The sequence below is a fragment of the Streptomyces sp. NPDC046197 genome (assembly GCF_040646295.1).
In the GTDB taxonomy this organism is placed as follows: domain Bacteria; phylum Actinomycetota; class Actinomycetes; order Streptomycetales; family Streptomycetaceae; genus Streptomyces.
In genome coordinates this window covers 108,147-120,055 of sequence record NZ_JBEYZY010000020.1, presented here as the reverse complement: position 1 = coordinate 120,055, position 11,909 = coordinate 108,147, and the positions used below count along the sequence as shown (strand labels likewise).

10 protein-coding genes are annotated in these 11,909 nt (G+C 70.3%); 6 read left to right on the top strand and 4 right to left on the bottom strand.

Features of this window, described 5'->3' with window-relative positions; all coding sequences use genetic code 11:
- Positions 1 to 33 precede the first annotated feature (33 nt).
- A complete protein-coding gene (locus AB0A61_RS26395) occupies positions 34 to 930 on the top strand; it encodes an alkaline phosphatase family protein (protein WP_361296986.1) in 897 nt (298 codons plus the stop codon).
- 1 nt (position 931) lies between these two features.
- Positions 932 to 1,822, top strand: a complete 891-nt coding sequence (locus tag AB0A61_RS26390; RefSeq protein WP_361296983.1) for a TolB-like translocation protein — start codon at positions 932 to 934, stop codon at positions 1,820 to 1,822.
- A 255-nt stretch (positions 1,823 to 2,077) separates the two neighbouring features.
- Here the strand turns inward: AB0A61_RS26390 and AB0A61_RS26385 are convergent, their stop codons facing one another.
- From AB0A61_RS26385 to glnA, 3 genes are all read right to left on the bottom strand, one after another.
- Positions 2,078 to 2,872 (bottom strand): oxidoreductase, encoded by a 795-nt coding sequence (locus AB0A61_RS26385; RefSeq protein ID WP_361296980.1) that lies wholly within the window; start codon positions 2,870 to 2,872, stop codon positions 2,078 to 2,080.
- Between the two features lie 75 nt (positions 2,873 to 2,947).
- The gene (locus tag AB0A61_RS26380; protein ID WP_361296977.1) at positions 2,948 to 4,240 is read right to left on the bottom strand and encodes a cytochrome P450; all 1,293 of its coding nucleotides are present in this window, start codon (positions 4,238 to 4,240) and stop codon (positions 2,948 to 2,950) included.
- Positions 4,241 to 4,692: 452 nt separating this feature from the next.
- Positions 4,693 to 6,054, bottom strand: coding sequence for a type I glutamate--ammonia ligase (glnA, locus tag AB0A61_RS26375; RefSeq protein WP_361296974.1), 1,362 nt, complete (start codon positions 6,052 to 6,054; stop codon positions 4,693 to 4,695).
- A gap of 310 nt (positions 6,055 to 6,364) precedes the next feature.
- Here glnA and AB0A61_RS26370 point away from each other — a divergent pair, with 310 nt between their 5' ends.
- A complete protein-coding gene (locus AB0A61_RS26370; protein WP_361296971.1) occupies positions 6,365 to 7,558 on the top strand; it encodes a globin domain-containing protein in 1,194 nt (397 codons plus the stop codon).
- Positions 7,559 to 7,732: 174 nt separating this feature from the next.
- Here AB0A61_RS26370 and AB0A61_RS26365 read toward each other — a convergent pair whose 3' ends face one another.
- Complete coding sequence (locus AB0A61_RS26365; protein ID WP_361296968.1) at positions 7,733 to 8,179, bottom strand: Rrf2 family transcriptional regulator; 447 nt, start codon at positions 8,177 to 8,179, stop codon at positions 7,733 to 7,735.
- Positions 8,180 to 8,299: 120 nt separating this feature from the next.
- Here AB0A61_RS26365 and AB0A61_RS26360 point away from each other — a divergent pair, with 120 nt between their 5' ends.
- The 3 genes from AB0A61_RS26360 to AB0A61_RS26350 all read left to right on the top strand — a co-directional run bounded on the left by AB0A61_RS26360 (position 8,300) and on the right by AB0A61_RS26350 (position 11,821).
- Positions 8,300 to 9,016: a DUF3105 domain-containing protein gene (locus AB0A61_RS26360; RefSeq protein WP_361296965.1), complete on the top strand. Its 717-nt coding sequence runs from the start codon at positions 8,300 to 8,302 to the stop codon at positions 9,014 to 9,016.
- Positions 9,013 to 9,636 carry a DUF305 domain-containing protein gene (locus AB0A61_RS26355; protein WP_361296962.1) on the top strand — a complete coding sequence of 208 codons (624 nt, stop codon included), beginning with the start codon at positions 9,013 to 9,015 and terminating at the stop codon, positions 9,634 to 9,636. Before AB0A61_RS26360 ends, AB0A61_RS26355 begins: the two co-directional genes overlap by 4 nt.
- A 283-nt stretch (positions 9,637 to 9,919) precedes the next feature.
- On the top strand, positions 9,920 to 11,821 hold the full coding sequence (locus AB0A61_RS26350) for a S53 family peptidase (protein ID WP_361296959.1): 1,902 nt from the start codon (positions 9,920 to 9,922) through the stop codon (positions 11,819 to 11,821).
- The last annotated feature ends 88 nt before the right edge of the window (positions 11,822 to 11,909 follow it).

The window sequence follows — 11,909 nt, the reverse complement described above, 5'->3', positions numbered from 1 at the left end:
GCCAGCCCCGTTCTTTCCCCACCGGAGGTTGATGTGTCCGGCAGTACTGCCAGTGCGGCGTTCCGCCGTGCCCGCACCGTCGTCGCGTCCGCGGCGGCCCTCGCCGCGAGCGCGTTCGGGCTGTGGGCCGGCTTCGGCGGCGGGTCCGCGCAGGCCGCGGGCGCCGTGCCCACCCCGGACCACGTGGTCGTCGTGGTCTTCGAGAACCACGCGTACAGCCAGGTGATCGGCTCCTCGAGCGCCCCGTACATCAACTCGCTCAAGTCCGGCGGCGCCGACCTCACCCAGTCGTACGCCGAGACCCACCCGAGCCAGCCGAACTACTTCGCCCTGTTCTCCGGCTCCACCCAGGGCATCACGGACGACAGCTGCTACACCCCGGGCTTCTCCTCGGCCCCGAACCTCGCCTCCGAGCAGCTCGCGGCGGGCCGCAGCTGGGCGAGCTACAACGAGTCGCTGCCCAGCCAGGGCTCGACGACGTGCAGCAGCGGCGAGTACGCCCGCAAGCACAACCCCTGGTTCGGCTTCGGCAACGTACCGACGTCGTCCGCCAAAACCTTCGCGCAGTTCCCGACGGACTACTCGACGCTGCCCCAGCTGTCCTTCGTGGTCCCCAACCTGTGCAGCGACATGCACGACTGCTCGGTGTCGACCGGTGACACCTGGCTGAAGAACAACCTGGGCGCGTACGCCACCTGGGCCAAGACCCACAACAGCCTGCTCGTCGTCACCTTCGACGAGGACAACCGGCTCAGCGGCAACCGCATCCCGACGGTCCTGTACGGCCAGCCGGTCGCGGCGGGGTCGAGCAGCTCCACCACGTACAACCACTACGACCTGCTGCGCACCCTGGAGGACTCGCAGGGCCTGACCACGCACGCGGGCAACGCGGCCTCCGCCCAGGACATCACCGGAATCTGGGCGCCCTGACGTGTACGTAGCGGACAGCCGGGCCGGTACCCCCGGCGCCCCGGTGTCCGCGGACGGCGCCGCCCGGCCCCTCGCCGGGCGGCGCCGCGCCGCGGTCGCCCCCACGGTCCTCGCGCTCGGCACGGTCAGCCTGGTCACCGACGTGTCGTCGGAGATGGTGGCTTCGGGCACGGGGGTGTGTCTGCAGGCGGTGCACGGCGCGGTCTCGGACACGTACCGCGCGGTGATCCTCGGCGCGCGTCTGAAGGAACGGGCGCGCTACGACGTGCCCGGTATCCCGTCCCGGGCCCGTGTCTCCCCGAGCGGCCACTTCGCGGCCTGGACCGCCTTCGTGGGCGGCGACTCCTACGCCGGCACGGACTTCTCCACCCGCGCGGCGATCGTGGACGTCCGGACGGGCCGGCTGATCCCGACCCTGGAGGCGTTCCGGATCGTCAAGGACGGGCGGACCTACCGGGCCCCGGACGTGAACTTCTGGGGCGTGACCTTCGCGTCGGACGACCGCACGTTCTATGCGACGCTGGCGACGAAGGGGACGACGTACCTGGTCAGGGGCGATCTGCGCACGCGGACGGTCACCACCGTCCACTCGAACGTGGAATGCCCCTCGCTCTCCCCCGACGGCACCCGCATCGCCTTCAAGAAGCGGGTCAAGGGCCTGCCGAAGGACGCCCCGTGGCGCCTGTACGTCCTCGACCTGCGCACGCGGCGCGAGACCCCGCTGGCCGAGACACGCAGTGTGGACGACCAGGCGGTGTGGCGCGACGACCACACGCTCGTGTACGCGCTCCCGGGCGACTACGGCGCCGACCTCTACGAAATGCCCGCCGACGGCACCGGCAAGCCCCGGCGCATCAGCGCGGCGGCGGTGTCCCCGGCGTTCGTGAGGTGAGGACCGCGGGAAGCGGCCGGGCACGACGCCGGGGCAGACCGCCCTACGCCGGTGCACGGGCACGGGGCACGGGGCACGGGGCACGGGGCACGGGGGCAGGTGGCCGACCCTGCGGGGTGATCAAGATGCTCGACTTGTCCGCCAGGTTGACGGATCTCCCGGCGGTACGGGGCCGAGCCCGCTGGCCGGGGGACACGAATACGTCAAGCCGAGACCGCCCCGCAACCCTGCTCAAGGTAGCCAAGGGGCAGCAGGTCACACCGTCTTGACCTGGCCACCGTCGATGGTGAACTCGGCTCCCGTGATGTTGCCGGCGAGGGGCGAGGCGAGGAAGAGGGCCAGATCGGCGACTTCGTGGGCTTCGGTGACCCGGCCGGTGGAGATGCCCATGCTCCGCGGCACGACCACGTCCATGGCTTCCTGCGCGGTGGTGCCGGCCTGGGCCGCCGTCGCATCGGCGAAGCCGCCCGGGGCGGTCCAGAAGGGAGTGCGGACCGGTCCCGGTGCGATCGCGTTGACCCGGACGCCTCGCGGGGCGAACTCCTCGGACAGGGACTTGGTCAGGCTGGTCAGCCCGGCCTTGGCCGCGGAGTAGTCCACCACTGCCGGGAAGGGCAGGCGCGCGTTGATGGAGCTGATGTTGATGATGGAGCCCCCGCCCGCCTCCAACAGGTGAGGAAGCGCCGCGCGGCTGGTGCGGACCGCGCTGAACAGGGTCATGTTGAAGATCCGTTGCCACTCGGCGTCGTCGATGTCCAGGAAGCTCGGACGGGGCGTCGCGGCACCCAGGTTGTTGACCAGGACGTCGACCCGGCCGTACTGGTCCACCGCGAGCCGTACGAGCGTGTCCGGTCCCTCGGCGGTGGACAGGTCGACCGGGGCCGCGGTGACGCCGCGGTTCTCTCGGAGCACTTCGAGCTCGGGAGTGATGCTCCGGCTGCCGGCGACGACATGTGCGCCCTCACGGGCGAACGCCTCGGCAACGGCGAGGCCGATGCCCTTGCTCGCCCCGGTGACTACGGCGACCTTGTCGTTGAGATGGAGATCCATGGCGCTCCTTCTCCGAGTCGATGACCGCATGTGTCGATCACCGCATGTGTCGAGAGTCCGCGGAACGACTGCCCTTCAGCTGCGCGAGGTGGCACGCAGGCGCAGGCCGACAGTTGCGAGGCCTTCGAAGGTGGTGACCTGGTGGCTGGGTTCCGGTCCGGGCGGCTCGCTCAAGTGGTAGCGGCGGGCGGTCTGCGCAGTCAGGAGCGTCAGCATCGCCATGGCCAGAGCGGTTCCCTCACAGCCGTGCGGCCCGGTACCGAAGGAGAGGAAGACCCCGGGTTTCGCCGTCGAGCCCGAATCGTCGAGCCAGCGCTCGGGCTGGAACTCGTCCGGCTCGGAGTGTTCCCGTGCGTCGCGGTGGGCGGTGTAGGGGCAGACGAGAACGGTGGACCCGGCGTCGATCGTGTAGTCGGCGAGCTGAGTCTGTCGCGTGGCGCGCCGGGTCAGCAGCCAGCTCGGGGGGTGCAGTCGGAGCACCTCGCGTACCAGTGCCTGGGTGTATTGCAGGCTGTCGAGGTGGGTGCTGGTCGTCGCGGCCGGGTCCGCGGGCAGCAAGGCGGCTTCGGCCGCGACGCGGTCCGCCGCCTGGGGGTGCCGGGCCAGGTGGAGCAGGATCCATCCGGCTGCCCGGGAAGGTGTCTCGAAGGTGGCGACGGTGATTCCCGGGAGAGTGTCGAGGATGGCCTCTTCCGGCAGCAGGCCGTAGCGGGAGGAGGGCCGGAGCATCTGTCCCAGCAGGTCGTCACCGAGCCGGCCCGATGAACGGCGCCGGCGGACGATGGGCCGCAAGGCGTCGGTGAAGGCGACTTGCTGCCGGGTGCGGAACCGCCGTGCCGGTGTGGGGATCCAGCGCGGCCATACCCAGCGCGAGGGGCGTACGAGCACCTCCCGGGCGAGGAAGAGCTGTGAGGCGAAGGGCATCAGGGTGGGAGCGTCTTCGGAGAAGAGGTAGCGCACGCCGATCTCTGCCAGGGCGTGCCGGACCGGGGGCAGGATCTCGACGTCCTGGCCCGTGGGCCACTGCTCGGCAAATCGAGCGACCCTGGGCGCGATCTCACCGATCCGGGCTGCAACCGCCTGCGGGCGTAGTCCGCGCATGCGGGCGGCATGAGCGCGCGCACGCTCCTCGCGCGTCGGTGCTCCGCTCGACCGCTTCAACGGCGGGAAGAGAGGTGAGGCCCCCTTGGTGAACTCCTGCGCGCGGCGCAGGACTTCTTCACACGGCCCGGCCGTAGCGGCTACGTAGACACCCGGCTCCAGCTGCCAGACGTCCCCGCACTCCTCGGCACCACGACGCGCCAGTGCCAGCCGGTCGCGACTCCAGGCCGCGAAGCTGCCTTCGGGCAACCGCGGCGGCTCATTCATGCGGCCCATGAGATCGTCCCTGGCTCTCGTACGGGTCCAGGCCGATGTCGTCAGCAGCGGGGCCGGGAGCCGGCGGGCGCCCGGGGGCGCCCGCCGGCAGTGCGGTCAGACCCAGTCATCCGGCGTACGCGTCCCAGTCGTGGTCCCCGTAGGCACCGTAGTGACGGGTGAAGGACAGCCTGCCGAGCAGCTTGGCGATCATGATGCACTCCTCTCGCCTGTCTGAGGCCTCCCAGCCGAGGGTTCAGCAAAGAAGTTGCCGCCAGCACCGAATGTCACAGATGCCATATTGCCACATATGCCATATATGTCATATCGAGGGCATCAGTCGCACGCATGACTGGTGGCCACGGCTCAGAGACGGCCCGGGAAGGACGCGACACCGTGGGGCCGCCGGTCCGCGACCGTCGGCCCCGGATGCCGGGTGACCAGCAACCCGTTCCGGCCTGCGCCTACAGCACCGGCAGGTTCTTGCGCAGCTCGAACGCGGTCACCTCGGAGCGGTACTCCTCCCACTCCTGGCGCTTGTTGCGGAGGAAGAAGTCGAAGACGTGCTCGCCGAGGGTCTCGGCGACCAGGTCGCTGTTCTCCATGAGGGTCAGGGCCTCGCCGAGGTTCTGCGGGAGGGGCTCGATGCCCATCGCGCGGCGCTCGGCGTTGGAGAGCGCCCAGACGTCGTCCTCGGCGCCGGGCGGGAGTTCGTACCCCTCCTCGATGCCCTTGAGGCCCGAGGCGAGCAGGAGGGCGTAGGCGAGGTAGGGGTTGGCGCCGGAGTCCAGGGAGCGGACCTCCACGCGCGCCGAGCCGGTCTTGCCGGGCTTGTACATCGGCACCCGGACCAGGGCCGAGCGGTTGTTGTGGCCCCAGCAGATGTACGACGGTGCCTCGCCGCCCGCGCCCGCGGTGCGCTCGGACCCGCCCCAGATGCGCTTGTAGGAGTTGACCCACTGGTTGGTGACCGCCGAGATCTCGCCGGCGTGCTTGAGCAGGCCCGCGATGAAGGAGCGGCCGACCTTGGAGAGTTGGTACTCGGCGCCCGACTCGTAGAAGGCGTTGCGGTCGCCTTCGAAGAGCGAGAGGTGGGTGTGCATGCCGCTGCCGGGGTGCTCGCTGAACGGCTTCGGCATGAAGGTCGCCTGCACGCCCTGCTCCAGCGCCACCTGCTTCATGACCAGGCGGAAGGTCATGATGTTGTCCGCGGTCGAGAGCGCGTCGGCGTAGCGCAGGTCGATCTCCTGCTGACCGGGGGCGCCCTCGTGGTGCGAGAACTCCACCGAGATGCCCATCGACTCCAGCATGGTGATCGCCTGGCGGCGGAAGTCCATGCCGATGTTCTGCGGGGTGTGGTCGAAGTAGCCGGAGTTGTCGGCGGGCGTGGGGCGCGAGCCGTCCAGGGGGCGGTCCTTCAGCAGGAAGAACTCGATCTCGGGGTGGGTGTAGAAGGTGAAGCCGAGGTCGGAGGTCCGGGCCAGGGCCCGCTTGAGGACGTACCGCGGGTCGGCGAAGGACGGGGAGCCGTCCGGCATGAGGATGTCGCAGAACATGCGGGCCGTGCCGGGGGCCTCGGCGCGCCAGGGCAGGACCTGGAAGGTGGACGGGTCGGGCTTGGCGATCATGTCGGACTCGTAGACCCGCGCGAAGCCCTCGATCGCGGAGCCGTCGAAGCCGATGCCCTCGTCGAAGGCCTGCTCCAGCTCGGCGGGCGCCACGGCCACGGACTTGAGGAAACCCAGCACGTCGGTGAACCACAGGCGTACGAACCGGATGTCGCGCTCCTCCAACGTCCGGAGCACGAACTCCTGCTGCTTGTCCATCTTCCGCTTCCCCATCCTTGCTGGTCAGGCCGCCTCTCTCCGCGCATCACGGGAGGCGGTCGGGCACCTGAGCATCACACCACAACACCATTTCAAGCGCGTTGCGGACCTTGATCGCCCGGCCGTCGTCGGCCTGAACGCCCCGGGTCCGGCAGGTGTACTGCCCTGCCGCCCATCTTGCCTGCTCGCACCGACATCCGTAATGGCCGGACCGTTTCCCACGTGAGCGAGCGCCCGCTTAATTTGTATCTCAGATGCAAGTTTCAATAGCGTTTTGATCAGTCGAGGACCGAGCCTTCGAGGAGTCACGATGCTGTCCGAGCAGTCAGCAGCCACCGTCCGCGCCACCCTGCCCGCTGTCGGCGCGGCCATCGGCGAGATCACCGAGCGTTTCTACGCCCGGCTGTTCGACGCCCGCCCCGAGCTGCTGCGCGACCTGTTCAACCGTGGCAACCAGGCCGCCGGTACCCAGAAGCAGGCCCTGGCCGGCTCCATCGCCGCGTTCGCCACGTACCTCGCGAACAACCCCGACCAGCGGCCCGACCTGATGCTCGAGCGCATCGCCCACAAGCACGCCTCGCTGGGCATCACGCCGGAGCAGTACCCGATCGTCCACGAGCACCTGTTCGCCGCCATCGCCGAGATCCTCGGCGACGCGGTCACCCCGGAGGTCGCCGCCGCCTGGACCGAGGTCTACTGGCTGATGGCCAACGCGCTCATCGCCATCGAGAAGCGGCTGTACGAGCAGAGCGAGCAGCGCGGCTGGCGCGAGTGGCGGGTCGTCGAGCGGATCGAGGAGACCGCCGACGTGGCCGCCTTCCGGCTGCTCCCCGTCGACGACGCCCCCGTGCCGGACTACCGCGCCGGCCAGTACGTCTCGGTCGGCGTCAGGCTCGGGGACGGCGCCCGCCAGATCCGCCAGTACAGCCTGACCGCGGCGCCCGGATCGCCGGAGCGCCAGTTCGCCGTCAAGCGGGTGAGCGGCGACGCCACGACGCCCGACGGCGAGGTCTCCAACCACCTGCACGCGCGCGTGCAGGTGGGCGACGTCCTGCAGCTGTCCGCCCCGTACGGCGACCTCGTCCTGAAGGACACCGACGCACCGCTGCTGCTCGCCTCGGCGGGCATCGGCGTGACCCCGATGATCGCCATGCTGGAGCAGCTGGCCCTCACCGGTCACCGGGCCCCGGTGACCGTGGTGCACGCCGACCGCTCCCCCGCCGCGCACGCGCTGCGCTCGGACCACGAGGCGTACGCGGCCAAGCTGCCGGACGCGCGCGCGGTCTTCTTCTACGAGCAGCTCGGCGAGGGCGACGGGGGTTCCGGGCGTCCCGGCCTGGTCGACCTCACCGACGTGGACGTCCCCGCCGGCACGCGCGCGTACCTGTGCGGTCCGCTGCCCTTCATGCGGGCGGTGCGGGCTCAGCTGATCGAGAAGGGCGTGGCCGCGGCCGACATCCACTACGAGGTGTTCGGCCCCGACCTGTGGCTCGCGAAGGACTGACACGCGGGCAGTACCACCGGGGCGCCCTCGAAGACCGGCAGACGTCATGACCGGCCCTTCCGGGGCGCCCCTGCCGTTTCCGGTGCCGTTTCCGGTGCCGTTTCCGGTGCCGTTTCCGGGCGGTGAGGTCCCAGGCGGCCGGGCGGCAAGGCAAGGTCCGGGCGGCGAGGTCCGTTACGGAGTCCTGCCGATGCCCAGCAGCAGCGGTCCGGTCGGGTCCGCGACGATGTCCTTGACCGTCACCGGGTCGAGTGCGGCGTAGAACGCCTCCTGGGCCCGGCGCAGCGCCCCCCGCAGCCGGCATCCCGGGCTCAGCGGGCAGGGAGTGGCACCCTGGCCGTTGCCCGCGCAGTCGACGACGTCACCCTCCCCCTCGAAGGCGCGCACCACGGCGCCCACGGACCCCGTATGGCCCCGCTCGGTGAGTCCGAGCCCCCCGCCCCGGCCGCGCCGGGCGGTGACCAGGCCCATGTGGGTGAGCTCGGCGACGACCTTCGCGGTATGCGTGTAGGGCACGTCCATGTCCGCCGCGACCTCCCGGGTCGTGGGACTGGACTCGCCCGCCACGGCGAGCCGCATCAGGACGCGCAGCGCAAGGTCGGTGGAGCGCAACAGACGCATGCCGCCAGCCTAGATAATGCGCATCCTGGCTTCAAATTATCGGCCGCCTCCCCGGCGCCCGTCCGGTCCCACTACGATCGGCGAGCCCGACTGTCCCTCCCCCCCAAAAAGGACTCCGCCATGGGTTCGGCCAACCAGACCGGCAGCGCGCAGCGCAAGGCACGCATAGAGGAGATGCGCCGCGCCGAGCGCGCGCGGCAGCGCCGCGGCCGGATCCTCGTGATCGCCGCCAGTGCCGTGGTCGTCGCCGGTCTCGTCGTCGGCGGCATGGTGCTCGTGCACTCGCAGTCCGGTGACGACAAGTCGGCCGCGGCGAGCGACACCAAGACCGCCACGGCGAGCGACGCCAAGACCGCCACGGCGAGCGACGCCAAGGGCCCGGGCCATTTCGTCACCGGCCCGGACGGCGTGAAGACCTGGCAGGGCACCCTCGGCCGCATCCACACCACCAGCGCCGTGTCGTACCCCATGGAGCCCCCGGTCGGCGGCAACCACAACCCGGTCTGGCAGAACTGCAACGGCGACGTCTACACCAAGCCGGTCAAGAACGTGAACGCGGTGCACTCGATGGAGCACGGCGCGGTCTGGGTGACGTACAACAGCAAGGCCTCCAAGGCCGACGTGGCCGCGCTCGCGGCCAAGGTGAGGAAGACGCCGTACACCCTGATGAGCCCCGTCGAGGACCAGAAGGACCCGATCATGCTGAGTGCCTGGGCGCACCAGCGCACGGTGACGGGCGCGAGCGACCCGAACGTCGACAAGTTCTTCGCCCGGTTCGTCCAGGGCTCCCAGACGCCGGAGCCGGGGGCCGCCTGCACGGGTGGACTGCCCCAGTGAGGCACATCGGGCTGATCGCCGGGGCCGCCGCGGCCTCGCTGGTCGCGGCCGGGGCGATCACCTACGCGGTCGCCGAGGACAGCGGCTCGGGCCCGAGGACGCCCACGGCGGACTCCGCGGACGCCGGGTTCGCCCGCGACATGGCGGTCCACCACCAGCAGGCCGTCGAGATGTCGTACACGGTGCGCGACCGCACGAGCGACCCCGACGTGCGCCGTCTCGCCTACGACATCGCGCAGACGCAGGCCAACCAGCGCGGCATGCTGCTGGGCTGGCTCGATCTGTGGGGTCTGCCGAAGGTGTCGGCCGATCCGCCGATGACGTGGATGGGCATGGGGGACATGGCCTCCGGCAAGGACGGCGCGCTGATGCCGGGCATGGCGACCAACTCCGAGATGAAGAAGCTGGGCGAACTCAGCGGCAGGCAGGCCGAGGTGTTCTACCTGCAGCTGATGACGGACCATCACAAGGGCGGCATCCACATGGCCGAGGGCTGTGTCGCCAAGTGCACGGTCGGTGTGGAGAAGAAGCTCGCCCAGGGCATGGTCGACGCCCAGCGGTCGGAGCTCCAGCTCATGGCCGACATGCTCAGGGAGCGTGGCGCCACGCCCCGTTCGTGACAACGCGGCGTGGCGCCACGCCCGTTCGCGACAACGCCACCTGGATGAAAGCCCCAATTCACCCCACATGGCTGTTCCTTGGGCGTCTCTTGGCTTTTCCATGCCCCTGGCATGAACAGTTCATCGACAGAGTGGCCCCCATCGTGTGATCCATACACGGGCCGAACCGCCGCGGGCTCTGTGCGGATCACAGCGATGACCACCACTCATTGCGATAGATGCAATCCGCATCGCAGGGGGTTCTATGAGATCCAACCGCGCCACCGTGCGCGCCGGAGTGAGCATGGCAGCGACGCTGCCGATGCTCGCCGGCGCCCTGGCGTTCGGAATACCCGCGGCGCAGGCCGCGGACAGCCCGGGCCGCAACGCGCTCGTGGGCACCAAGCCCGCGTGGGCGACGGCCAAGGCGGACAAGGGCGCGACCTCCAACAGCGCCCAGGTCAACGCCCGGGTCTACCTGGCCGGTCGCGACGCCGCGGGCCTCGCCGCATACGCCAAGGCGGTCTCCGACCCGTCCTCGGCCGCGTACGGCAAGTACCTGAGCGCCAAGCAGACGCAGGCGCGCTTCGGCGCGACCAAGGCGCAGGTCGCCGCCGTCAAGGGGTGGCTGAAGTCGGCGGGTCTGAAGGTCACCGCCGTGACCCCGCACTACGTCGCCGTCTCGGGTGACGTGGCCGCCGCCGAGAAGGCGTTCGGCACCCAGCTGCACAACTACGCCAAGGGCTCCCGGACCTACCGTGCGCCGGCGCAGTCCGCCTCGGTGCCGGAGGCCCTGAAGGGCGCCGTCCTGACCGTCACCGGCCTGGACAACGCCCCGCACAAGGCGAACCACGACGACCAGCTGCCGCCCCCGGACGCCGTGTTCAAGAACTCCGGGCCGTTCTCCTCGTACTACGGCTCGAACATCGCGACCACACTGCCGGACGCGTACGGCAGCAAGATCCCGTACGCGGTCAAGGGCTACACGGGCAAGCAGCTGCGCGCCGCCTACGGCGCCGGCAAGTACACCGGCAAGGGCGTCCGGGTCGCCATCACCGACGCCTACGCCTCGCCGACCATCGCCTACGACGCGGCCACCTACGCCAACAAGCACGGTGACGCGGGCTGGACGACCGGTCAGCTGCACCAGGTGCTGCCCAAGAACTACACGAAGACCCAGGAGTGCGGGGCGGCCGGCTGGTACGGCGAGGAGACCCTCGACGTCGAGGCCGTGCACGCGGTCGCGCCGGCCGCCGACGTCACGTACGTGGGCGCCGCCTCCTGCTACGACGACGACCTGCTCGACTCGCTCAGCAAGGTCGTCGACAACCACCTGGCCGACATCGTCTCCAACTCCTGGGGCGACATCGAGGCCAACCAGACGCCGGACCTGGCCGCCGCCTACGACCAGGTCTTCCAGTTCGGCGCGGTCCAGGGCATCGGCTTCTACTTCTCCTCCGGCGACAACGGCGACGAGGTCGCCCACACCGGTACGAAGCAGGTCGACACCCCGGCCAACTCGGCGTGGGTGACGGCGGTCGGCGGTACCTCGCTGGCCGTCGGCAAGGGCGACAAGTACCTGTGGGAGACCGGCTGGGGCACCGAGAAGGCCGCGCTGTCGGCCGACGGCAAGAGCTGGAAGGACTTCCCCGGCGCGTACACCTCGGGTGCGGGCGGCGGCACCAGCAAGAACGTGCCGCAGCCGTACTACCAGAAGGGTGTCGTCCCGAAGGCGCTCGCCACGGCCAACAACGCCGCGGGCAACCGCGTCGTCCCGGACATCGCGGCGATCGCCGACCCGAACACGGGCTTCAGCGTCGGCCAGACGCAGACCTTCCCGGACGGCACGCAGCAGTACAGCGAGTACCGCATCGGCGGCACCTCGCTGGCCGCGCCGGTGATCTCGGCCGTCCAGGCCCTCGCCCAGGAGGCGCGCGGCGGCAAGGCCATCGGCTTCGCCAACCCGACGATCTACGCCAAGTACGGCTCGAAGCTGTACCACGACGTGACGGACACCCCCACGGGTTCCGAACTCGCCGTGGCGCGCGTCGACTTCGTCAACGGCATTGACGCCACCGGTGGTCTGAGCGTCTCCGTCCGCAGCCTCGGCAAGGACAGCTCGCTCAAGGCCGTCAAGGGCTACGACGACGTCACCGGCGTGGGCTCGCCCGCGAACGGATACGTCGACTCCTACCGCGGTCACTGACCCCTGGTCAGTCGGCTGAACGGCAGTGCGCCCGCTCCTCGTCCGCGAGGGGCGGGCGCACCCGTGTCTGGAGCTCCGTCCCTGACCC

Excerpts from the sequence above, each read along its gene's own strand:
- AB0A61_RS26385 (WP_361296980.1), bottom strand. The coding sequence starts at position 2,872 with ATGGATCTCCATCTCAACGACAAGGTCGCCGTAGTCACCGGGGCGAGC.
- AB0A61_RS26380 (WP_361296977.1), bottom strand. The coding sequence starts at position 4,240 with ATGAATGAGCCGCCGCGGTTGCCCGAAGGCAGCTTCGCGGCCTGGAGT.
- glnA (WP_361296974.1), bottom strand. The coding sequence starts at position 6,054 with ATGGACAAGCAGCAGGAGTTCGTGCTCCGGACGTTGGAGGAGCGCGAC.
- AB0A61_RS26370 (WP_361296971.1), top strand. The coding sequence starts at position 6,365 with ATGCTGTCCGAGCAGTCAGCAGCCACCGTCCGCGCCACCCTGCCCGCT.
- AB0A61_RS26365 (WP_361296968.1), bottom strand. The coding sequence starts at position 8,179 with ATGCGTCTGTTGCGCTCCACCGACCTTGCGCTGCGCGTCCTGATGCGG.
- AB0A61_RS26360 (WP_361296965.1), top strand. The coding sequence starts at position 8,300 with ATGGGTTCGGCCAACCAGACCGGCAGCGCGCAGCGCAAGGCACGCATA.
- AB0A61_RS26350 (WP_361296959.1), top strand. The coding sequence starts at position 9,920 with ATGGCAGCGACGCTGCCGATGCTCGCCGGCGCCCTGGCGTTCGGAATA.